Consider the following 23,623-nt stretch of genomic DNA (forward strand, 5'->3'; position numbering starts at 1 on the left):
CCCTAGTCGTTTGCTGGAAAGCTTGCGGCCTTCTGCTGTTCTTATTGTAATTCGCATCCAAGAATTCTGTAAGCGCTTCATTGTTCAGGTATTCATTCCGGTTTCTTTTGGTGGCAGGGGATTGAATTTTAACGTGACTTTGGTTCCTTCTCCTTTGGCGCTCCATATATCCATCGAGCTATCCGGCCCATAATAAAGCTGAAGACGCTCCTTGACGTTTCTCAGGCCGTATCCTTGTTCCGTTCGTCTTACATCTTCCATGCCGACACCATCGTCTTCAACCGTAAACACCAGGTAGTGACCCTCCTTGCGACCTGTCAGCCGAATCATGCCTTTCCCGATTTTCCTCTCCAGACCGTGATAGATCGAATTTTCGACGAGGGGCTGCAATAATAACTTCAACATTTCCATGCCCAAGATAGCCTCGTCTACTTCCTCCTCATAGCTGAATCGGTCGCTGAAACGTATATTTTGTATCTTCATGTAATGTTGGATATGCTTCAATTCGTTATATACGGGCATCATTTCTTTTCCTTTGTTCAGACTGAGCTTAAAGCTTTCCGAGAGGGATACGGCCATGTCCGCGACCTTATAGTTTTTTTCGAGATAGGCCATCCAGTACATCGAATCCAACGTGTTGTATAAGAAATGAGGTTTAATTTGCGACTGCAAGACGCGCAGCTCCGCTTCCTTCTCCTTCAACTCGGAATGCACCAGCTTCTCATTCAACTCGTGGTACTCGATCGCAATGCGTCTGAACGTATTGCCGATAACGCCAACTTCATCTTGCGCGAATACTTCCGGGAATTCCTTGACGCCTTTGGTCCAGTCCAGCATCATCTTTTTCACTTGCAGCAACGATCTCGTAATCGTCCCTGATATGATGTAAGACACGGCTATGGCGAACAACGCGAATGCGGCCGCAATCAAAGTCGTGACCCATTTTAAATTCCCGGCTTCTCCGAGCAATTCTTTTTTCTGCACTAAGTGCACCAGCGTCCATTTGGAGGACTGATTATAGTGGGAACTAATGACATAACCTTGCGCCTCTAGCTGTCCTAACACTTCGTTCATTCCTCCGCTTACCAGCGGAATGTCGATGGAGCTGTTATAGACGGCCATCGGAGTTCCCTCCATATGGTCGATCGCCATATAAGCGCCGTATTCCGAGCCGCCAGCATTAAATACTTTGTTGAATATAGATTTCGAAACGTTAATGACCAAGATGCCTATGGGAGCCCCGTCATTGTCGGCATCGCGAAACAGCTTGACGGTGGAGAACGTCTCGTCCGATTCACCGAACAGGTCGGCGGGAAGGTACTCGATTTTGCCTTTATTCTTATAGGCGTTGGCATACCACTGCGATGCTTGGATTCGCGAAATTTTGTCCTCTCCTTCGAACGTGCCGACGTCATCCGATCGCCCCGAGCAATAAATGCTAAACCGCAAATCAAAAATGCAAATGGATTTCACGTATCGCGTATCGGCATGGCTACTGCTTACCATCCGTTGTAAGCGCGTCGAAGTCCGGAGCGTCTGAATATCGGGGCGAATGCCGGGATTCTGGCCGTTGCTCCGTAATTCATCCCGTATTTCTTTGTTGCTGACAAGCGACCAATGCAGGGAATTAATATTGCCGAAGAGCAAGTCCGCCACTTCGCTGGAGGTCCTGAGTTGGTCTTTGTTGGACTTCTCATTGACCTCGATCAACGCGTCGTTCGTAATATTAATAGAAATGTAACCCAACAAAATAATGAGCGGCAGCGATAAAAGAATCATGGCGGCAAGAATGCGGCTGCGAACGCGTTTGAAGCTCAATCGGTCGAATACGTTTTTCATCCTCATCATCATCCTCAGCGCGAGGCATGTTTCTCCTTGTATTGCCCCGGAGTCATGCCGGCATGTTTCTTGAATATCTCGTTGAAGTGTCTGTGATTCAAATAGCCGACCCTCTCGCTTACGTCATTGACGCGCAAGCCTTGCTGGAGCATGAGCTTGGCTTTCTCCATACGCAGATGGGTAAGATATTTGATATAGGTGATTCCCATTTGCTCCCGGAACAGGAGACTGAAATAAGTCGGATTTAACCCGACATGCTCTGCTAATTCCTGTAGATATACATCATGGCCGTAATGAGCATCCAAATAAGCGAGCGCTTTTTCGACCGCCACATTTTTGTTGGAGGTTCGATGTTCCCTCAGCCACTCCATGATGGACACTAGCCGTGCACGGAGCCATAACATCATGTCCTCTCTTGTATGCATGCTGCTTAATTCTTGATGCGGGATACTCCCGGGCAATAGAACATCGCGGTCTACGTCCTTCACGACTTCAAGCCCCCGATAGACAAGCTTCAATATTTCATGCTCGGCCTTTTCGGGCTCCAACCTTTGTTTTTCCATCCAAGTCTGGAAAAACTCTAACGCCTTCTCCAGACCTTCTATGTCCAAAGTCCGCAGCGAAAGAATGACCGCTTCTTCATATTTGCTTAAATCGATTGGAAAATCAGCGCTTCCTTCTATATCCTGAATGCGAATCCAGCCTGTTTCTTTCATAAACCTACCGTACCGAAGAGCCCTTACTGCCTCTCTATAGCTCTTAGGCGCGTCAGCCATCGAGGAGTACGTCCGTCCCGAACCAAACAATCTGTCCGTTTCATTCGCACGCTCCATCCAGGTTTCCCATAGCGGTTCTTTAGGAGATTCCCGATGAACCATGACGACGAGACGTTCGGGACCGTTGCTCACGTGAATACAATCGCTCGCCATGTTATTCGGCAGCCCATGATTCTCCTCGTTCAAAGCAAGGACGGTTACGCCTTCAATCCGTTCCGATTCACCGTAAAGGCGTCTCCACTTCCCGAGTGCCCGTTCGCCGGTTAACAACAATTCAAGCGTTGCTTTTTCTAGCAAATCCGTTTGATTTTTTTGCAATGTGGTTTTCATCGCGCTAATCTCATACTGTTCCACGATTAGCTTAATTGTTTTTTCAACCGCGGTTCTGATTTTATCCACGGTAACCGGTTTTTCCAGGTAATCAACAACGCCAAGCCCGATAGCCCGGCGAACGTATTCGAACTCGTTAAAGCCGCTGAACACGACAAACATCGTATCCGGCGCTTCCATCGAGATCGTTTCGATTAAATCAAGACCGTCAATGCCAGGCATTCGAATGTCGGTAAGCACAATATCAGGACGCAGTTCTCTGAAGAGATGAAGAGCCTCGATTCCGTTATCGGCCGTCCCCACCAACTCGATGCCGTAGCTTTCCCAGTCGATTACCGCTCTTAGCCCCATCAGCACGATATTCTCATCATCAAAAACAACAGCCTTCAGCATGCCATTATTTCCTCCTGATTGTAGTATTTTCGGGTATTCGCCTATCATGTTTCATCCATCGTAACTTACTTGTTCCGTTTGTTATACGGCTAATTATTCTGCATTTCATTCTGTTTTTTTTAGGTTCAGTAGCTTTCGCGGAATTATGCGTAAACGGAATGCGAAAACAGCGGGTAACTATGTCTTTGTAACTGACATTGTCACCCGCTTAGGTTGCTCGCGTATTCGGTTTCATCTTATTGAAGCCACCAAATAAACGGCATGCAAAACAAGGGCGTAAGCATGCTCGACAAGCCCATTGCAAATGCGCTGATGCTCCCTTTGGTTTCGGAATCGCGCAAAATGCGTGCGGTTCCGATGCCATGTGCGGCCGTTCCCATCGCCGCCTACGGCTGCATCGCTGTTTATTCTGCATAGCTTCAAGAACGTGGGGCCGATGATGCTGCCTAAAAGCCCCGTTAAGACGGCAAATACGCCTGCCAATTCCGGGATACCGGCGATGGACTTTGCCACTTCAATCGCTACTGGAGTGGTAACCGATTTCGGCAGCAGGGTTAGCATGATGTGCTCGGACGCTCACAGAAGGATGGATAATCCTAATACGGTAAGCATGCCGCAGAAGAGCCCTGCGCTTAATCCCGCGGCAATCGGCAGCAGCTGCCCCTTCAGCTTGCCCGCGTATTTTTAGAACGGAACGGCGAGCGCTAAGGTCGCGGGACCTAGAAAAAAGGTGATGAGTTCTCCCCCTGCGCTATAGTGCTCATAAGGGATATCCAGCACCAGAATGAGAGCCATAATCCCTCCTGATGCAATCAATAAGGGATTAAGGAAACGGAATCGCCGGTTAATTGCTTTTCCGGCAACGTAGAACGTTACGGTCACCGTGATCCCGAACAACGGCTGTTGCGTCCATAGCTCATTCATTCGAACGTTCCTTCTTTCTAACCGCTTGCCATGAAGACAACTTGCCCGTTACGAACAGTACGATGAGGGTTGCCCCGACCAGAACCGCGGACACCGCCAGCCACCCCGCGAACAAACTGAGGACAAGCAGCATCAACCCGATTACGTTACCGGACAGCGGTAATGACAACAGCTTCTGAACGGCATTGCCTATTAACGTATATCCGAGCAAGAGCTAAACCTCTCATGATTAATCCCTCATATTTCTATAAAACTGAATGTAGTAGATTCCATTATAACGGTATAACCCCCACCCTTGTATATAATAATCTACATGAGTTGTTTAAACGATCCGATTACTTTAAACACCCCATGTTATAAAAGAGGGTAAGGAATCGTTATTTTCCGACTTCCTTGTCCGCACAAATGAACTAGCTGGCAATGACCAATACCTAATAGGAGGTTTTGGTAAATGATAAACATTCAAGGTAAGGTTATTGTTATTATGGGGGCATCAAGTGGAATTGGTGAAGCCACCACTAAGAAACTCGCGCAAGAAGGTGCAAAATTAGTCATTTCGGCTCGTCGGGAAGACTGCTTAAAAGCTCTTGTCGAATACTTACCGGATGCCGACATTTCCTGTGCTGTCGAGTTAACTCACCTGCACTGCCCCGTAAACCTAATTATGGGGCAGTATTTTATCGTTAAAGGGGATAATACGATTGGACAGACCATATATCATTTGCCACATGGCCACTTCATTGGATGGGAAAGTCGCAGGAATTTTTTGAAGGTGCAACGAGAAACGGATTTCGCAGCTCTATACGAAAAAATTCATGAGCGTTTCGGCGTTAAAGCTTGGATGTGCGGCCGGGTTACGATGGAGGAGCATTTCACCCTTGGACATCAATTAGATCTGGAACATAATGCCGCCCCGCCGATCCCGAGAACCGACTATGTTGCAGATCATAATGCCGAGAGCTATGCAATAGCTGTAGCCCCCTCCGGGAAACGGCATTCGGCGGAAATCCAACCAAAGCGCAAAAAGAGCAATACTCGAAGTTAAATAACTATGTGAAAGGGAAATTTGTCAATTCGGTGCCGACGTCGATGGACATGAGTGTCCCCGATTATGTCTCTATAATGAAAGAGTCTTTATCGGGAAGGGACAACCGCAATCCCGTCTTATTCGCCGTCGAACGTTGCTGCGCCTGTGTGACGTTTCACGAATCATAATAAAGCAGAGCCCGAAAACCCCCGCGGCTCCGCTGCTTTCATAATGACGTGGATCATACTGTGCTTTAGTCTTATCCCTGCTCAACTTTCTCAATTTGTATCACGCCAGACATATTTTCGATATGGTCAAATCCTGATATGGCTCGTCCCAGTTCAAACAGCCCGCTTGCGGAAGCGAAGCTATCGTAGAACATCACCACGTCGCCCCATGGCGCATAATATGCCAGGGTTCCGAGTTCCCCCTCCGCCAATGGTGTATCGGTTGTATCAAGTTTATCCGGTGGATAAAAGATTTTTTCATTGTTGCTGTAATCTTCAACATCGATCGTTAACGGAAGCTGCGCATATAACGTTTTGGCGGCCTGGCTGTTATTCAGCTCAAAAATCGTTGTATTGTCGTTTGCCTGAATACTGATCTGCAAACTCGTTTCTTCCTCAGACTGGTTCGTTTCCTCTTTTTCAATCAGAACGTTACCAGGCATAGATGACGGATCTTCTGTCAAGGCATTTCGGGCTGGAGCTTGGTCCGACTCAGTGACTCCGCCGCAAGCTGCCAGGGAAAAAAGCATCATCAAAACATAGACTAATACAAAAAGCTGTTTCATTTGTTTTCCCCACGTTTCATCAAATAAATCTCAACACTGGAATCAATGCGTCCTTCTTCTACTGCTCGCCGGGTACTTACTCTGTTTCCATTTTCTCAACTTGTATCGTACCTGACATGCTTCCGATAAGCTCTCCGCCTGATATGGCATTCCCCAACTCATACAGACCGCTTGCGGAACCAGAGCTGTCGTAAAACATCACCACGTCGCCCCAAGGCGCATAGTACGCAAGCGTTCCAGGCTGTGGACTTGCCAAAGGCGTATTGGTTGAATTAAGTTTTACTGGCGGATAAAAGATTTTTTCATTGCTACTGTAATTTTCGATTCCAATCGTTAAAGGCAGTTGCGCATACAATTCTTTGGCGGCTTGGCTGTCATTCAGCTCGAATACCGTCGTTATGCCGTTAGCCTTAATACTGATTTGCATCTTTGTTTCCTCCTCCGCTTGGCTCTGTTCTTCGGTTTCAATCCGCACGCTGCCGGGTTCCGTTGGAGAATGTTGCTCGGAAATTTTCTCAGGTCAGGGAACTTCACAAGATGAGACCCGGATCCAATCTCGTCGTATTCCCCAGATTCAGTCCCTGAGGAGGTCTCCTCCTGTTGTGCATTCTCCATCGAAATCTGCATTGCATCATTTTCATTGTTGCTGCAAACAGTAAAGTATTGGACATTTATTCTCCCTGCCTGAACGTTCTCAACTTCGTCGTAGAGAGCGGTATAACTTTGACGGTCGCAGAACGGGCTCGCGTGCTGATCATCGAATTTAAATAGGGGCTCCCCTTATATTTCGAACGGTACGCATTGTCGATAAGGTCGCCTATCTGCCCATCGATCGGTTCAAACGCGACTTCCTTCGTAATGCCGGCGACCGTGATTCGCCCTCTCCGCTGCCGTGTAGCTGCCTGGTACCAACGAGAGTTCTGCCCATTGTAGGCGCGTACATAGAGTGAACCGTCAACCACAACGGACCAAACCCAAGTCGGGGTACCGTATGTTACTCCGTCTTCACGGAACGGCGAGATGTGCAGGTCATCTGCTTTAGTAATCTTTTGCAGTTCCTCTTTCGACCATGTATCCATGAATTGCATCCTCCTTGTCATCATAATTTCGCTACCGTCGAACGAAATAAACATTGATTGTTTAATCAACTCATATTTATAATTGTAAGCAGGAATAAAATGCTTGCAATAATCAATTCCTCACGATGTGTCGATTACTAAACAAACCATCAATCATTGCCTATTATTTTAGAAAGGCGACCATCTTCATTATGAGGAGACTTTGCTTTTAATCGGCAGCCCATCGAACCGTTTCAAACGATGTTCCCGCACCGCAATCCCTCCTTTTCTCCACCCGGTTCCTGTATTAATTACCTTTAGCAGCCAATATCCTGAATAGGAAACAGGATAGAGGTTAACATGATGATTTCGCCTACCATTCTTAGAGTTGCATAATTTCCTAAACGAGAAAAAAGCCGCAACATCGCAGCTTCTTGTAATATATGTTCTTTCCAAATCGAACCAAGCATTTGAATTGTCGCATTTATTGAATCTGTTTAGGTAAGGGAGCCCATTTCGTTTATTGTGTTATCGATATGACTTCCCACTTTTTAGAAACCGTTTTCAATTAATAAATTTGACTTGGAATTTGGATATTTCTCTACTGCATAGAAAGCATTCCGGAACGAGACCAATAATCTTATCAATCCTCATAGCTTTTCGTTTCCATTTTGACATGCTTGAAATGTGCGTTTCCTTGACTAACAAACAAACCGAGTCTGCCTTGTTCTAAATCGTACATTCTGGCACTCATGGCAGCTTCTCCATTGACATAGACTTCGCAGATCGATCCATCGATGAAGATCAATATATTATAGTCGTTTTCTGGCTGAAGCTCGATTGGGCGTTCCAATTCCACCTCGTAAGGGAATGTCTTGCCGCCTTCCTCGCTTTGCATGATAGGCCCGCGAAACGTGATCCGATTGCGTTGCGGCTCCAGCGTCACATAATAAGCGGCGTCCAGTCCCGTACCCGCGCGCAGCATAAATCCTAATCCTTGTGTATGCTCCGAGAAGCGGATATCTGCTGATATTTTGCATAGATCGGGCAGATCTTCTGCACTCAAGCTCGCTGCAAATGCATATGGAGAATCGCATTCATACTCTCCTGAGTCCGTATTCCTCCATTCACCCGTAATCAATTGCATATGAAGGGGCTGCTCGACCGTGAACGCCGCATTCACAGCATCAGGGACCTTCACCGCAAGTGTGCCATCCGGACGCTGGATAATCTCATGAACAATAAGATTGCCGCCCCAATCCCATGTATGATAGTCTTTACCTGCGTATTTTGGAGGGTTCCATCCGAACAAGTCTTCGTTTTTCGTTGGGTTCCAGCCGAATAGATAACGGTTCTGCCCGTCCGATACAGACTTCGCCGCATAGAATGCCCTGCCGTCGAACGTATCGACTTTGGGCGTGATCCAAGGACCATTTATCGAGCGGCTCATGCGATAGAAGGTTCCAAATCGGTCCGTGTAGTTGGAGTAAATTAAATACCACCAATCGCCTATCCGGAACATATCCGGGCATTCGTGAGCCCCGACATGAAGATTCGGAGCATAAAGCGGTTCACGATATGCCCACTTCCTCAAGTCCTGTGAAGTGAGCAAGGCTACACACCCCTTGCGACTGGAAGGGCCCTTTGCCATCGCCGCAAGGAGCATCCAATATTGCCCCTCCTCCTCGTTCCAGAACACAAAAGGATCCCTCCAGTCGGAAAGCTCGTAAATCTGGTCATCGGCGGAGAAGGTGTCTTCCGGTATCGGAGTCCAGTTCATGAGATCCGTACCGGTTGCATGACAGACCAACTGTTTACCTTCCGGGAAGATGCAATAATACAAGTGATAGGTATCCTCTACTTTCAGAACATGCCCTGTTCCACCAAGAATGTTGCAAGCCCCGAATTCCCGATATTCACAGAAGTCAGTCGTTCCGATCAAATGCCAACCTTTCTGCAGACCTTCTCGATAATTCTCTCTCCAGCCGTGAAGATAGAACAGTTTAAATTCCTGATCTTCATAATAGGGAATAACATCGCCGACCCAGGCATTCTCAGGACGATAGAAAAAGTCTTTCATTAAGTGCAGTCTCCCGTCTATTTTGAATGAAAGCCCAAGACTATGACAGTAGACACAGCCTTGGGCTTCTTTATTACTCTAGAGTGCAGAAAGCAGATTCGACACAACCTGCACACTTTCGGCTCGGTTTGCATGTCCTTTCGGAACAAATTGCTTGTTGCCTTTACCTTGGATGAGGCCGAGATCAGCAGCAGCATTTACTGCCTCTTTAGCCCAGTCGCTGATACTAGCATCATCCGTAAAGTGAGCATCCACCGAAGATGTGACATGATTGCCTGTCTTATACTCATACGCTCTTATGATGATCATTGCCATTTCTTGACGAGTGATAGTATCGTTCGGAGCAAATTCATCCGCACTATGCCCGGTTACGATTCCCGCTTCGAAGGCTGCTGCTATAGCTTCAGCGTACCACTTGGCACTGTCTACATCTTTAAAGCTCGGCCCAGTTGTTGCTTCTAGTTGGAGGGCCCTTGTGATAAATGCTGTAAATTCCGCACGGTTTACTTCTTTTGAAGGTCCGAACTCGGTTTCGCTGATGCCGGTAACAATATGCTTTGCAGCCAGTTTCTTAATCACATCGTGGGCCCAATACTGCTCACTAACATCTTCGAACGATTTGTCATATTCCAGGACGGCATATTTACTGAAGTGCCTCAAGTTCGCGGAAAGCTTTCCATCCTCGTACTTTCCGCCAACATATTCCAAATTGCCGTCGTCCGCGATGTAATAGATTCCGATAAGATCCCGGTTTACATCATGTCTTACGCTCAACTTGATTTGAATTGGTTTCGAGAAATTCGTCAGCTTTCTGATGCTTCCATCCTTCATTACCAAGGCCAGATTAAATTCAAAAACATCACCGGCTGTTTTTACATCCGTATGGTTTTTGGATTTTGCCTTGACCAGCAGCTCATTGACGATGTCGGAAGAAATCGTGTCCATTTCAAACAAAATTCGAGCATGCTCCAGCTCAGCATCATCGACAAGTCCTTGTAAATCCGTTAAAACCTCGGCCGGAATTTCAAGTTCCACATCCTCGCTCGCATTCGTAATGCTCAAGCTAGTTTGGCCATCGATTGCAGCCGCATTGGCAGGCAGTAATACCTTCTTCTTTCCATTTGCGATTACGACCGGAATCTTCCCTTGTGCGTTCGCTTTCGGATTGGCGATCAAGTCTTCATTCGGATTGGATGGAACGGCTGGCGCACTATTTTTCTGGATTCGAACCGGCACGTGGAAATCATCGACGTTGATATGCCCAAAGCCGCCGGTTGATTGGTCAACAACCTTAATATAAAGCTCCTCTCCGATATAATCAGATGCGTCCCATATCCTTCGTTGATATTCCTCGTAGTTGGTTGCAGTCGCTTTGAACAACGCTTCTCCATCCGAAGCTCTGACGAGAGCAACGTATAAACGATCGATATCGCGGCCGCCGCTGACGAGGAAATCAATTTTGCCGTTTCCGCCAAGAACGAAATTTTGCGACCTAAGTGTGCCCGTTAAGCTGTCACCGCCGGCCGCTTCATTGTAGCCCCATAAATGATAGCCCCCCGGAATCTTTTGCGAAGGATTGAAATAAATCTCACCCCAGAATTTCTCTACATTGGTCACATGAAGATCCTGAAATGCATTCCCTTCCGTTATCCAGCCTGTTAAGTCGCCGGTAGCAAAATCATGGTTAGACAGACCTGTAATATCCTTGTACTCGGAGTTGTCCCAGTTTTCCGGCACATAGACCGGTGCGGCCGGCTCGCCCGTCAACGCATTCATTTCCCAAACTTCCATAGACTTTACGGTAATGTCGCCATCTGCCCAGACTTGTAAGCCTAACGAGTCATATCTGCCTGTATAGACGCGCGTTGTTAATTTCTTTTTGTAGTTAGCGAACGCTTCGACGACGGAACGATCTAGATAGATATGGAGTTTCAGGTTCTCGCCATCCAGATCGACATAGCCTCCCTGGATACCGTCCACGCGGACATCCGGATCGATGCTGCTCTTCGTACGATCTACGTTAAAGGTTTCATTGGTCTTATCGTAGTAGATAAGCGTCTCCTCTTCACCGTTATCGGAACGTCGCACCTTCAGACCAAACTTCTGGGCGTTGCCCGGATCAATATTCATTACAATTTCCAGCATATCGCCTTTAACATCTTTAATAAGAGCATTAGCGCTTGCCATGTTTTTGTTCGTAAAATCGACGACTTTGTTTCCTCTCAAGCTTTGCAATTCCTCTATCGGTTCGATTTTCAACTCGTCATTCGAGTCCAAACTCAAAGCTATCGGCAACGCCAAATTGTGTGCCCAGCCTGATAAGTATTCAGCTTGCGGCGTTCTGACGTTCTGTACCATCGAGAAGACGACCGTTCTGCCGTCCGGCGTGACCAGACCGCTTTCTGCCGTTAAGTAACCATCGCCCACATCCAGCTTCGAAGGCGCCTCCTGGTCCGGAATAAACCGGAAGTTATCACGATCCCATGTGCCGATCCAATAGAACACCTCAACATCTCTCTGCACATCGTTAGACGGCGGAACATGATTAGGCTTTTCGTGAGGGTTGATCATAAAAATGTGCTTTTTATTCCCCTCGCTGTCTGTACCTAACGGCAGCAGCACCGGCAATTCCCATACCGTTCCAAGTTCCGGGTAAACGCTTCTATCGCTGACGTATAAAGGCCCCTTGTACTCCCAATTGTACATATCGTCGGATACATAGACCAAAGCCGTGCCGCTGCTGTAGTCCTGAAGCCCGGAGGTAACCAATTGATACCACTTATCGACCTCTTCGTCGTACCATACGTACGGATCCCGGAATTCATTATGAATGCCGATTCCGTTTTGTTCCGTTACAGGCACGGGATGTTTTACCCACTCCTCCAGATTCGGATCTGTTAAATCGGCCGGTGTTGCAATCGCTGTTCTTTGATTCGGAGACAGGGAGTCGTTACCCGCCGTATAAAAGAGAACGGGATTTCCGTCTCGGTCATATGCCGCTCCCCCTGACCATATTCCATCAGGATCCAGGGTGCCGGCTTCCGGAGCGAGAGCAGGCCTTACATTCTCCCAGTGCACCATATCGTCGCTGACCCAGTGGCCCCAGTGAATTTGATGCCAGAAAGGGCCTTGAGGATTATGCTGATAGAACAGATGATATTGGCCGTTGTAATAAATCGGCGCATGGGCCTCGTTCATCCAATTTTGAGGCGGGATGGCATGGTATTGAGGGCGATGTTGATCGCCGTCGAATACGCTTGGATCCTCGTCAATATCCGCATTCGGAATATTTGGAACTGCCCCGTCGTGCAACGACTTCACGCTCTCATACTGCGCAAGCACCTCCTGCGCTGTCAATGCTTCATTGCGCAGGCTTACTTCATCCACAAGCCCGCTGAACATATTGTAGGAGAACAAACCGGCAAACTCGACGGGCTTACTGTTTTTTCCGATGATCAGATTTTCCGTTGACGGCGTAATTGGAACGTGGTCAGGTGTCTCTTGAGAAGCCACTTCCACTCCGTTTAAATATAACGTAATCTTTCCGGCATCTTTATCGAATGTTGCGACCACATGATTCCACTCGTATTTCTCCAATGGATGACTGTGCACCCATACCTGTATCCACTCTCCGCCAATGCCAACCTGCATCGACCATGAGCCGTGACGATACATACCGAGGGCAAAGCCTTCGGCTTTATCCGGATCGGATTGATTGACAATCGCGGACAGCTTGTTTCCGTCTCCCCACTCATAACTGCGCGGGGCCACCCACGCTTCGATGGTCAACGCATCGCTGACGGGCACGGTCTCCTCGGCATCAATCTCGATATAATTGGAATATCCATCAAACAGCAAGGCGCCGCCTTTCACCCCGTTCGGAGTCCACCTAGGATCCTTCGAACTCATGTATCTCGCTTCATTGAACACGTAATTCACATCGTGCTCAAGATTGCGAACTGCTTCCAACGCCGTCTTCCCGCTGCCGTCATCAAGGCTTAAGTAAGCAATGGTTCCGACCGCATGCGCCTCAAAGCCGTCGACTGCAATTCTTGCTGCATTCGAAACGTCAATTACCTTTACGTATACTTCTTTGCCGAAATGTTCTTGAACGCCCCAGGAAATTTGTGTATTTCCACTCACGTCTCCTGTCTTCTTGAGCATTACATGGCTGGCTGCATCGAATAGTGCGACATACGCCTGTTCAGGGTTATGAATATCCAAAATTGTAAAGTTGATTATGCCTGCACCTTGAAGCTTAAAGACATTGGATGCAATGGAACCTTCGCCTTCATAACCGGATGCGGCGTAGAACGTTCCTTCCTTCGCCTCATGAGCCTCATTCATCACTTGGAAGCCGTTTCCTTCTACTGTCCAGCCTGACAAATCACCGGTTTCAAAGCCTCGATTAGTAATTTCCGTAGGCATGATGTTTACCGCATAGACCCCTTCTGCTGGTGCGATCTCATGGAAAGTGTGGAAGGCGTCCGCAAAAATCATGCCCCAATCCGATGTTGCGTTATCGACGATTTCAAGATACAAATTCTTACTTATATGCTTGGACAAATCAGCTCTATACTGCTCCATGTTCGCCAGACGCAATCCTTGATCTGGATTCGGGAAATTTTCTTCAGAAAATTCAGTATTGCCGTATCTGGCAATCAATAGGCCAGAATCCGCGTCGACGACATTGATGTACGCTTGATCCGTATGCTTGCCGCCGCCAAGTCTAAAGCTGATCCAGCCCGTGCCGCCTAGCTCGAACGTTGAAGAACGAAGCTTTCCGGTATCGGCTTCCGTGCTTCTAAAGCCGTTCAAGTGATAATTTCCTTCCTGATTATACGGAATATTTTCGCCCCAGAACGTCGTTTCGTCCGAAACGCTGTCGCTCCTAAATGCCTGACCTTCAACAATCGTCCAACCTGTTAAATTTCCAGATTCAAAGCTTGGATTATCGATTTGGTAAAGATCGAAATCCGGTTTGATATCGATTGCAGTAACGCCTACAGCCGGTTCCGCTTCATGATTCATGAAGAACGCATCCGCCATAATCATACCCCAATCATTCGTCGCATGATCGACGATCTCTACATACAGCAGCTTGCCGAGATGTGCGGACAGATCGGCTTTGTACTGCTCCATATTCGCCAAACGCATGCCTCTTTCCGGATCTGGGAAATTGATGTTCGCAAATTCGCTATTGCCGTATCTGGCAATGATCGTACCCGTATCCGCCTCGACGATATTAATGAAACCTTTGCTCGAATTTTTAGCCCCGCCCAATTTAAAGCTGATCCAACCGCTCCCGCCCAATTGGAAAATTGAAGAACGAACAACTCCTGTTTCCGCTTCTGGATACTTCCAACCGTTCAAGTGATAAGTACCTTCCTGATTGTATGGAATATTTTCTGCCCACCATGTGGCATCGCTTGACACACTATCAGGACCAAAGGCTCCACCTGAAACGACGGTCCACCCCGCCATATTCCCCGTCTCGAAGCCTGGGTTTACAAGTTCGTTCGTAATTTCCGTCTGATACAAATTGGTTGCCAAAACTCCTGCCATTGGCTCTGCCTCCAGATACATGAAGAAAGCATCTGCGAAGAGGACGCCCCAGTCAGAGGTTGCTTCATCAACGATTTCCAAATATAGATTTTTACCAATATGACCCGACAAGTCGGCCTTATACTGCACCATATTGGCCAGACGCATGCCCTGATCCTCATGCGGGAAGCTTACGTCCGCAAATTCGGTATTTCCATATCTAGCAACTACTTTCCCCGTTTCCGCTTCAACAACATCCACATGCATCATCTCGATATTTTTGCCGCCGCCCAGCTTGAAGCTGACCCAGCCGCTGCCGCCTAACTTGAAGGTGCTGGAGCGAAGCTTGCCCTTATTGGCCTCAGCTGTTTCCCATCCATTCAGGTGATAGGAGCCCTCCTGATTGTAAGGAATTTCTTCCTCCCACCAAGTCGTTTCGTTCGATACGCTGTTTGAACCAAAAGCGCTGCCGGAGGCCACAGTCCAGCCCGTCAAATCGCCGGTTTCAAACCCAGCATTTTGAACCTGCGCTCCGGTAAGATCCGGTGTAAGATCCGTTGCAATCACGCCTTCAATCGGCTCGGCCGTGTGATAAGTAAAGAAGGCATCCGCAAAGATCACGCCCCAATCACTGCTTGCTTGATCTACGATTTCCAGGTACAGATTCTTGCCCAGATGCGCGGACAAATCGGCTTTATACTGTACCATATTAGCCAACCGCATGCCTTGGTCCTCATTAGGGAAATTCACATCAGCAAATGCGGTATTTCCATATCTGGCAACTAGCTTGCCCGTCGCCGCCTCCACTACGTTGATATGTACCTTATCCGTATTCTTGCCGCCGCCCAGCTTGAAACTAATCCAGCCGCTGCCGCCTAACATAAATGTACTGGAGCGAAGCTTGCCCGTAGCTGCTTCTGCGCTTTTCCAACCGTTTAAATGATAGGCACCTTCTTGGTTATACGGAACTTCTTCCGCCCACCAAGTCGCTTCATTCGATACGCTGCTTGAACTAAATGCGCTGCCTGAAGCCACAGTCCAGCCTGTTAAATCGCCGGTTTCAAAGCCTGGATTCTGAATCTCGAAGACATCAACCGATACCGGCAGCTCCTCAGCAGAAACGCTAGTCGCGAAAACAGCAGGAACGATTAATTGAAAGATTAACAATAATGAAGTAACCATTGCAATTTGCTTCTTTTTAATAAAGCCTTTAAGCATTGACAAGCCTCCTCGATCATATTTCTAGAGCCTTACAAAAATGAAACGCTTCCAATTCGACTTATAACGAGAAGAAAGAATCTGATCTGCGCGTTATATCTGAGTTGGAAACGTTTCTGTGACTGATTGGATGAATGATGTTAATGAGCGGCTGTAACCGGCTAATATCGCCGGCACAGCCGTTCCCGTTATGATGAGCTTCGCTTAAGTGCCTCCAGACCGAGCGCCAGCGCCCCGCATAATCCGGCGTTGTCGCCGAGCCCAGGAGCAATGATGTAATCATCAAGACCGTTCCGAAGCGCTGCAGAGTCGACGTACCCATTCAGCATGCGGCTAACCTCCGAACGGATGAGCGGAAGCAGCTGCTCTTGATGCATGACGCCTCCGCCCATAATGATTCGTTTAGGGGACAGCATAAGGATGGTCGACATGACAGCTTGCCCGAGATAATACGCCTCGATTGCCCATGCGGGGTGATCGCTGCCTAGCTCCGCGCCCTTCTTACCCCAGCGCATCTCGATGGCAGGTCCCGCGGCCAATCCTTCCAGACAATCGCCATGGTAAGGGCAGCTGCCTTCAAAGTGATCCTCAGGATGGCGACGAGGCAGAAGATGTCCGCCTTCTGGATGCGTCATGCCATGAACGAGCCGTCCTTCAGCGTATACGCCGACTCCGATACCGGTACCTACGGTAAAATACACGCAGCTGTCCAGACCGCGCGCCGCGCCCCACTTTGCTTCGCCGAATGCGGCCGCGTTCACGTCGGTATCCCAGCCAAAAGGCACGCTGAACTCCTTCTTAAGCGTATCCAGGAACGGAAAACCAGACCATCCAGGCTTTGGCGTCGTTGTGATGCTGCCGAATGTGCCGCTTCCAGGATCCAGATCAATCGGGCCAAATGTCCCGATGCCGATCGCTTCTACGGATTTGTCTCTGAAGTAAGCGACGACTTGCTCCATGACACGCACCGGCTCCTCCGTTGGAAAGTTGATCCGGTCCTTGATTATGCCGTGCTCATTGCCAATGCCGCATACTATTTTTGTACCGCCTGCTTCGATTGCTCCGATTGTCATACGTTAATCCCCTAACTAGCTATAATTCGAAGGCTGCCCTGCGAGGACAGCCTGAAGTATGATGTTGCTATTGGTAAATCGAGTTCATTGCCCAAATATCGATCGACCGGATGACGATGTCCTGGCTTCCTTCTAATTGGAGACCATTAGCGTCCAATCGACTTGGATATACTCTTGTCGTGAGGCTCTTCAGACCGCTTGCATAGGCTTCTACCATTGATTTATCTAAATAAATATGAAGCCTGAGCGCTTCTCCATTCAGATCCAGCCTTCCTGACTGAATACCTTTAGAACGTTCTTCATTCGACAAAGTCGTCTTATCGCGGTTAACACCAAACTCCGCTCTTGACTTGTCGTAGAAGATCAGCGTCTCTTCCGCCCGGTCCGGCGACTGTCTGACCCAAATGCCAAGCATAGTATCCGATGAAGACGTCTCGAATTCAACTTGAATCTCGAGCAAATCCCCTTGCACATTCGCAAGCTCCCGATTCGCTTCCTCAAGTGTCACGTCCCGCAGCGAGCACAACTGATTGCCGCGCAGAGACGCCAGCTCCTCGATCGGCTCGATGCCGAGTCGTCCGTCAGGTCTTAAGAATACGCTAACCGGCAAACCTGCGTTATGAGCCCAGCCGGAATCGTAATCGAGCTGCGGTGTCCTTTCGCCCTGCGCAATCGTAAAGACGATGTTGCGGCCTGTCTTAGGATCGACCATTCCGCTTGGACCGGTAAAGTGAAAATCCCCAACGTCGATCAACTGCGGCTCCTCTTGATCCGGTGAAAAGCGCATTTGCTCCCAGTCGTATTCCCCGATCCAATAGAACACTTCCACGTCTGCGCCGGGACCAAGCGGGCTGATCAGAAACAGATGCTTCTCCCGTCCGTCCGCACCCTTCCCAAGCGGGAGAAGCACAGGCAGCTCCCACATATTGCCGAGATAAGGGAAGCGTTCGGGATCGCTTACATAGAATGGCCCATGATACGTCCAATGAATCATGTCGGCAGATGTATAAGCAAGCGCCGTACCACTCTGTCCATCGCTTGTGCCAGAGCCGATAAGCAGACGCCACAATCCGTTTTCCTTCCACACGAACGGATCGCGGAAGTCGCCGAATTTGCCCTGTCCCTGCTCTTGAACAATCAATGGCTCCGGATGCTTCTCCCACGATGTCAGATCGCTGTCGCCGTCCTTCCGGAATTTGCTGCGCGCAAGCCCTACACGTTGATTCGGCGACGCGCTGTCATCCCCTGCGGTGATAAACAACGCCGGCACGCCGAATGCATCCAGGCAGGCGCTTCCCGACCATACGCCGTCGGGATCGACGGCACCCTTCTCAGGCGCGAGCGCAATCGGAAGATCCCGCCAATGAACCATATCTTCGCTCACCCAATGCCCCCAATGGATTTGTGCCCAATAAGGGCCTTGCGGGTTATGCTGGTAGAACAGGTGATACTTGCCCTCAAAATAAATTGGAGCATGCGGTTCGTTCATCCAATGAACCGGCGGACTTGCATGATATTGCGGCCGATGTCGGTCGCTCAGCACAGGCGTGCGGTCCAGCCGTATATCCTCGTACGGAATTTCGGGAACAACACCGCCGTGCGAAGAAAGAGACTCCTTATGGAGGCCAGCAATCTCGACAATGGACAAAGCGCGACCATAGATTCGAACATCGTCCATCAAGCCGTCGAACATATTGTGCCGGAAGGCTTCCGCGAGTACGGCAGCATGATTGTTCTTACCAATCAGCAGATCTTCCCCGCTTAAGGTCATACCCGAATCCTCCGGTAAAAACATTTCGGCTGTCTGCTCGCCGTTCAAATACAGCCGCATTACCGCTTCTTTCTTGCAATAAGTCGCCGCAACATGCGACCACTTCCCTTTCTCCAGAGGCTGGTGCCGGCACCAAAGCTCATGCCAGCGCCCGTCCGATCCTAGTTGCAGCGACCAGGCGCCATGCCGGAATATACCGAATACGAAGCCTTCCGCAGCCTCCCGGTTATGCTGATTCACAATCGCGGATAACCTGTTTTCTGCCCCCCACTCATACGAACGGGGCGCGACCCAAGCGGTAATCGTAAAACCGTCGTCCAGTCTAGGCGCCTTGGAAGCCTGTCGCGTAATCCAGGTCGAATATCCGTCAAACAGAAGCGCGCCTCCGCAGATGCCAGGTCGCCATGCCGGATCCGAAGGATTCGAGAATCTGCCCTGCAGCAGCGAGTAAGACACCTGGTCTTTGTTGCCGCTTGAAGAATCGAGCGCAGCGCTGCCCCCCGATTCGTCCAAACGCCAGTGTGCCAATAAACTGTCGGATCCTGCTCTGTTGTTCATTACCGTAATCCCTCCCATCTATCCTTGTTAGCGGCTTGCCGCTTGTGCGGTTGCCGAAGTATAGACCGACCGGAGCGGATACACCCGTATTGTCCGTAACATAGCTTCGCCGCCTATCGCGTACAACTCGATGCGATCCGTGCCGCCAAGAGGGAACAGCTGGTCCGTCATAACGAGTCCGCCTTCGTCCGCAAACACTTCAATGGATGAACGATCAAGCCATAGACGCAGCTTAATCCGCCCTTCCTTAGCTTCCAGCGGAGCTGAATGCCTGCATGCGAATTCATCATGAAAGTCGATATGGCCCGAATTTGTACGGTCGATGAACAGCTCGGCCGATGCTGCGTTATAACCTACAACCGTTTTCTTATCTCCTGATTTGAACTTAAGACCGATTTCAGTCGCCATCATCAGCTCGATTTCAACTTCGATCTCCAGAAGCCCGCTAATTCCGACAAGCTGTAAGCCTTCCGCGCTCAGCAGTTCGCCAGAGCGTTCAATACCTTGCAGCCGGAGCTGCCGGTAGCCGTCTAACTCGTTTTGCATGAGACGAACCCCTTGCGGCTCCTTCCTCAAGGACAGTTTGCGCACAAGAGTCATCGCTCCGCGCCATTCACCGGTCGGGATCAAATTGGCGTATTTCCAATTGTTCATCCAACCGATAAACAGCCTCTCCGATTCGTTGCCCGGGGCGTCGGACCAGGTTACACCCGCGTAATTGTCGCGGCCGTGATCCACCCAAAGGACTGTGTCCGGCGTATTCTCGTTCGTAAACGTCGTCCCGTCAAAGCTGCCGACAAAATACTGCGTACGGGAGCCCTCCGGACAAGTCGGATCATCGCCAATGCTTACAATCATAACCCAGCGCGAAGCTTCGTTCTCACCTTCCACCGGCAGCTCGAACAAATCCGGGCATTCCCACACTCCGTCATGAGATCCTTCCTGCGCCCCGAACTCGCTTGCGAACGTCCAGGACTTCAGATCGGGCGAACGGTACAAGAACAGCCGGTCACCCGCAGCTAGTACCATTACCCAACTGCTTGATAGTTCATGCCAGAACACTTTCGGATCGCGAAAATCCTGGAACCGCTCGTCGATAAGCACCGGATTGCCCTCATAGGGGCTCCATGTGCGCCCATTGTCCTTGCTGTAAGCGATGCTTTGCCGCTGACCTATCGAATCCGCTTGCGTATAGATGGCGACAAGACCTGGACCTCCGTCGAAGAAGCCGCTTGTATCGTTCCAATCGACAACCGCGCTGCCCGAGAAGATCGCACCTTTCTGGTCAGGGAACAGCGCTATCGGCAAATGCTCCCAATGAATAAGATCCCGGCTCACCGCATGCCCCCAATGCATCGGTCCCCACACCGAGCTGTCCGGGTGATACTGATAGAACAAATGGTACTCTCCCTCGAAATAGACCATTCCGTTCGGATCGTTCATCCAATTGGCAGGTGGGGTGAAATGATACTGCGGTCGCAGAGGATGTTCAGTGTTATGCTTCATAGGTTTCTCTCTCCTCTAATCCTTAATCAGTAAAACAACCGGCCGGATACAACCCGCGAAATCAATAGGCTCCGTCCGATCCGGTTGCTAAACTCCTCTTTATTTCTGTGCTGTGTTGTAACGGTCAAGAGCCGTCTGATAAATCTCCATCAGTTGATCTAGGCCCATGTCCTGTACCGTTTTCACATACGTATCCCATGCTTTGTCATTCATGCCATCTACGATAAATTTAGCGCGCTGTGTATTCACAAATTTGATAAGTTCCGGTTCGATTTGGTTGATTTGATCTAATTCCTCAGGCTCGAAGAAGATAGTCGGATAATTCTCCTTCTCCATGTACGGCTCATAGTATTTCTCCAGATCCATTTTCCGCTGCTTAGCACGCGGCTCCATGTCGACAATTGTTTTGAAGTGCTCCGCCGTGATGACGCCGGCTCCGTTCGGAGCGACCTTCTGACGGAATTCACCCATCGATATACCTTCCTCAAGGGGAAGGTTTACAAGCTTGCCGTTTGCATCCTTCTCATAGATGATGCCGATCGGGCCCCAGTGGATTTGCGCGGCCATATACGGCTCATATTGCTGGTCGATCCAGCGCATTGTTACTTCCGGATGCTCGTTCTCGCTCGTAATGACAAATGCGTTTCTTCCCGGTCCTCCACCGTTGCCTCGACCGATCGTTTTCTTGCCGGTTGGGCCGGTGAGCGGCGGCACAAGCGCATAGTCAGCAGCCCGGTCCGTTCCAACAACTTCCTCGACCTCCCACCAAACATAGGAGCCAAGCGTAGACTCTGGCGTCTTGCCTTTTGCAAGGTACTGCGGCGCATCCTGCGTGAACGATTCCGGATCGATCAGCCCTTGCTTATACCATTTCTCGTTGAAATACTGCAATGCTTCCTTATATTCCGGCTGGGTAGCCGTGAAAATGACTTTACCGTCGCGCACGATACGATGCTCGAGATTGTCCGGCATGCCGAAGGCGCCGAACAGGCCTGCGATGTCCATACACCATTGCATATGCATGAAGCTAAGCGGAATTTCGTCAGCTATACCGTTGCCATTCGGGTCCTGCGTCTTGAACGCAAGCAACGCTTCTGTATATTCGTCGAGCGTCTCCGGGAATTTCAGCCCTAACTTTTCGAGCCATTTCGTGTTAATAACGTGGAAGAACGGATTCGTGCCGAGCTCGTTCTCCTCCCATGTAGGCAAACCGTAAATATGGCCGTCCGGCGCAGTGATCGACGCTTTGATGTCAGGGCGTTCCTCAAGCAGTTTTTTCAGATTCGGCGCATATTCGTTGATCAAATCTTCAAGCGGAATGATTGTGCCGTCTTGGCCGTACGTGATTAATTCATAATCGGAAAATTGCGAGTTATAAAAGGCGTCCGGCAAATCGCCGCTGGCTAGAAGCAGATTTTTCTTCTCTGCATAGTCAGTGTCTGGAATGTTATTCCATTCAATATGAATGTTTGTATCGGTTTCCAGACGCTTGAAAATTTCCATTTCATTATATTCCGGAGCAAGCGGAGCTTTCGGTGACACCATCGTCAGCGTCAATTTCTCGTCGACGATCGGCAGTCCATCCTTGCGGACGCCAGCGTCCTCAGTCGCTGCGCTATTCGATCCGTTATTCGCGTTCCCTTGCTTGTTGCCGGTATTCGATTCATTTCCTCCGCTGCAAGCGGATAACATCAGGCTTGCAGCCAGAAGAACGCTGACTGCAACAGAACCTTTCTTTTTCATTGAAATGATCCTCCCTTTATATTCTTGTTTTTATCTATCATCATCCAGGTTCGTCTTCCGCGGTTTCAACGAATCCCGGCGATAACCGAGAGTTTAGCCTTTGATGGAACCAATCATGACCCCTTTGACAAAATAGCGCTGCAGGAATGGATAGAGGATGAGCAGCGGCAAGCTTGCGATAATAATGACGCCGTATTTGATGAGCTCGGTTACCCGAAGCTTCGCGGCGTACGATTCAACGTCGATCATCATGCTGGAATTGACCTGGTTCTGCACCAAAATATTCCGGAGCACAAGCTGCAGCGGGTATTTCGACTCCTCATTCAAATAAATCATGGCGTCGAAAAATCCATTCCAGAAGCCTACGACGTGATACAGTACCATGACCGCGATAATCGGTTTCGACAACGGCAGCACCATTCGCAGGAAAAACCGTGTGTTCGAACAACCGTCGATGAAGGCGGCTTCACGCATTTCATCGGGAATCGTGCTCTGGAAGAAGGTTCGTACAATGATAATATTAAATACGCTGCCTGCTCCTGGTACTACAAGCGCCCAGATCGTGTTGATCATGTTCAGATCCTTAATCAGTAGATAAGTCGGGATTAGCCCGCCGCCGAAAAACATCGTGAACATAAAGAACCACATGACCGCGTTTCGGCCGACAAGATCCTTGCGGGCAAGCGGATAAGCGGCCATCAGCGTCACCGTTACACTGATAGCGGTGCCGACAATGGCATAGAGAAGTGAATTCCCGTAGCCTACCCAGATATGCCGATCCGCGAATATACGCTCGTAGCCGTCCAAAGTGAAACCTTTAGGCAGTAGCCATACAGCACCCGAATAGATGAGATTCGGGTCGCTAAACGAGGCGATGAGCACGAAATACAGAGGATAAAGAATAAGCAGCATGCCGATCGTCAGAAACGAATAATTTAAAACGTCGAACAGGATGTCGCCTTTTGTTTTGCGAGATAGCAGCGTGTTCAT

General features: G+C 49.2%; 14 protein-coding genes and 1 pseudogene. 1 reads left to right on the forward strand and 14 read right to left on the reverse strand.

What is annotated here, in order from left to right; genetic code table 11:
* Positions 1 to 84: 84 nt before the first annotated feature.
* From ACO9K6_RS12330 to ACO9K6_RS12345, 4 genes and pseudogenes are all read right to left on the reverse strand, one after another.
* On the reverse strand, positions 85 to 1,839 hold the full coding sequence (locus ACO9K6_RS12330) for a sensor histidine kinase (RefSeq protein WP_424767861.1): 1,755 nt from the start codon (positions 1,837 to 1,839) through the stop codon (positions 85 to 87).
* A gap of 14 nt (positions 1,840 to 1,853) precedes the next feature.
* Positions 1,854 to 3,338 carry a response regulator gene (locus ACO9K6_RS12335; RefSeq protein ID WP_424767862.1) on the reverse strand — a complete coding sequence of 495 codons (1,485 nt, stop codon included), beginning with the start codon at positions 3,336 to 3,338 and terminating at the stop codon, positions 1,854 to 1,856.
* Positions 3,339 to 3,569: 231 nt separating this feature from the next.
* Positions 3,570 to 4,262 (reverse strand): annotated as a pseudogene (locus tag ACO9K6_RS12340) (LrgB family protein).
* Positions 4,255 to 4,473: a hypothetical protein gene (locus ACO9K6_RS12345; protein WP_424767863.1), complete on the reverse strand. Its 219-nt coding sequence runs from the start codon at positions 4,471 to 4,473 to the stop codon at positions 4,255 to 4,257. The pseudogene ACO9K6_RS12340 and the gene ACO9K6_RS12345 overlap by 8 nt, the downstream one beginning before the upstream one ends.
* A gap of 240 nt (positions 4,474 to 4,713) precedes the next feature.
* On the opposite strand from ACO9K6_RS12345, the gene ACO9K6_RS12350 reads away from it, so the two are divergent.
* Complete coding sequence (locus ACO9K6_RS12350; protein WP_424767864.1) at positions 4,714 to 5,307, forward strand: SDR family NAD(P)-dependent oxidoreductase; 594 nt, start codon at positions 4,714 to 4,716, stop codon at positions 5,305 to 5,307.
* 241 nt (positions 5,308 to 5,548) lie between these two features.
* Here ACO9K6_RS12350 and ACO9K6_RS12355 read toward each other — a convergent pair whose 3' ends face one another.
* The 10 genes from ACO9K6_RS12355 to ACO9K6_RS12400 form a co-directional block, all read right to left on the reverse strand.
* Positions 5,549 to 6,082 carry a cyclophilin-like fold protein gene (locus ACO9K6_RS12355; RefSeq protein ID WP_424767865.1) on the reverse strand — a complete coding sequence of 178 codons (534 nt, stop codon included), beginning with the start codon at positions 6,080 to 6,082 and terminating at the stop codon, positions 5,549 to 5,551.
* A 76-nt stretch (positions 6,083 to 6,158) separates the two neighbouring features.
* The gene (locus tag ACO9K6_RS12360) at positions 6,159 to 6,509 is read right to left on the reverse strand and encodes a cyclophilin-like fold protein (protein ID WP_424767866.1); all 351 of its coding nucleotides are present in this window, start codon (positions 6,507 to 6,509) and stop codon (positions 6,159 to 6,161) included.
* Between the two features lie 244 nt (positions 6,510 to 6,753).
* Positions 6,754 to 7,161 carry a DUF2255 family protein gene (locus ACO9K6_RS12365; protein WP_424767867.1) on the reverse strand — a complete coding sequence of 136 codons (408 nt, stop codon included), beginning with the start codon at positions 7,159 to 7,161 and terminating at the stop codon, positions 6,754 to 6,756.
* Positions 7,162 to 7,783: 622 nt separating this feature from the next.
* Positions 7,784 to 9,220, reverse strand: coding sequence for a GH32 C-terminal domain-containing protein (locus ACO9K6_RS12370; protein ID WP_424767868.1), 1,437 nt, complete (start codon positions 9,218 to 9,220; stop codon positions 7,784 to 7,786).
* A 78-nt stretch (positions 9,221 to 9,298) separates the two neighbouring features.
* On the reverse strand, positions 9,299 to 15,982 hold the full coding sequence (locus ACO9K6_RS12375; protein WP_424767869.1) for a GH32 C-terminal domain-containing protein: 6,684 nt from the start codon (positions 15,980 to 15,982) through the stop codon (positions 9,299 to 9,301).
* A 188-nt stretch (positions 15,983 to 16,170) separates the two neighbouring features.
* Positions 16,171 to 17,055: an ROK family protein gene (locus ACO9K6_RS12380; protein WP_424767870.1), complete on the reverse strand. Its 885-nt coding sequence runs from the start codon at positions 17,053 to 17,055 to the stop codon at positions 16,171 to 16,173.
* A 67-nt stretch (positions 17,056 to 17,122) separates the two neighbouring features.
* Positions 17,123 to 19,384: a GH32 C-terminal domain-containing protein gene (locus ACO9K6_RS12385; protein WP_424767871.1), complete on the reverse strand. Its 2,262-nt coding sequence runs from the start codon at positions 19,382 to 19,384 to the stop codon at positions 17,123 to 17,125.
* Positions 19,385 to 19,411: 27 nt separating this feature from the next.
* The gene (locus ACO9K6_RS12390) at positions 19,412 to 20,890 is read right to left on the reverse strand and encodes a glycoside hydrolase family 32 protein (RefSeq protein ID WP_424767872.1); all 1,479 of its coding nucleotides are present in this window, start codon (positions 20,888 to 20,890) and stop codon (positions 19,412 to 19,414) included.
* Positions 20,891 to 20,989: 99 nt separating this feature from the next.
* Positions 20,990 to 22,633 (reverse strand): ABC transporter substrate-binding protein, encoded by a 1,644-nt coding sequence (locus ACO9K6_RS12395; RefSeq protein ID WP_424767873.1) that lies wholly within the window; start codon positions 22,631 to 22,633, stop codon positions 20,990 to 20,992.
* 93 nt (positions 22,634 to 22,726) lie between these two features.
* Positions 22,727 to 23,623 (reverse strand): carbohydrate ABC transporter permease, encoded by an 897-nt coding sequence (locus ACO9K6_RS12400; protein ID WP_424767874.1) that lies wholly within the window; start codon positions 23,621 to 23,623, stop codon positions 22,727 to 22,729.

Origin of the sequence: Paenibacillus praedii, assembly GCF_049725345.1 — a bacterium.
GTDB lineage: Bacteria > Bacillota > Bacilli > Paenibacillales > Paenibacillaceae > Pristimantibacillus.